The organism is Devosia sp. ZW T5_3 (assembly GCF_044987315.1).
Classification (GTDB): Bacteria; Pseudomonadota; Alphaproteobacteria; order Rhizobiales; family Devosiaceae; genus Devosia.
The window spans coordinates 1-515 of record NZ_JBJDRE010000060.1 but is presented as its reverse complement, the minus strand read 5'-3'; the positions used below and the strand labels follow the sequence as shown (position 1 = coordinate 515).

The following is a 515-nucleotide window of genomic DNA, read 5'->3' as shown; positions in this document are numbered from 1 at the left end:
CGCCGGCACACCCGGTCAGCAGCAGCAGAATGCCCGCTGCGGCTGCGGTCAGTGAAATGCGTCGTTGCATGATTGCTCCTTGGTGGAATGGGTTGAAGGCGGCCTTGGGTAGAGGAGAAACGGCGAGTCGGCCTGGTCTCGCCGCGGCGCTTAGCGAGGTTCTCGCGGCGTTCGTGCCGGGGGGTCCGATGTAACTCCGGCCGGAGGACCGGCAGTGGCTACGACGGGAGCGACGGGTCGGGAGCCTGAGGGCTGCCCTGATGAGCCGCGCAGCCGGGAGAAGATGGTGGCGAAGGACAGCTGGCGGCGGTGGGTGTCGATAATCACTCCGCCGAGGATGATGAGACCGATCACCAGGGGCTGCCAGTAGCTCTGCACTCCGATGACGTTCATACCGTTGGACACGGTCGCGATGAGAACTGCGCCGAGGAGCGCACCGCTGATCGAGCCGATGCCCCCGAACAGGCTGACGCCTCCCACGACGGCCGCTGCGATCGAGTAGAACAACTCGTTGC

General features: G+C 65.6%; 1 protein-coding gene. It reads right to left on the bottom strand.

Translation table 11 applies throughout. From position 1 onward, the window contains the following. Window positions 1-150 precede the first annotated feature (150 nt). A partial coding sequence (locus tag ACI3KW_RS23260) for an ABC transporter permease (RefSeq protein WP_404850063.1) occupies window positions 151-515 on the bottom strand: 365 nt, incomplete at its 5' end.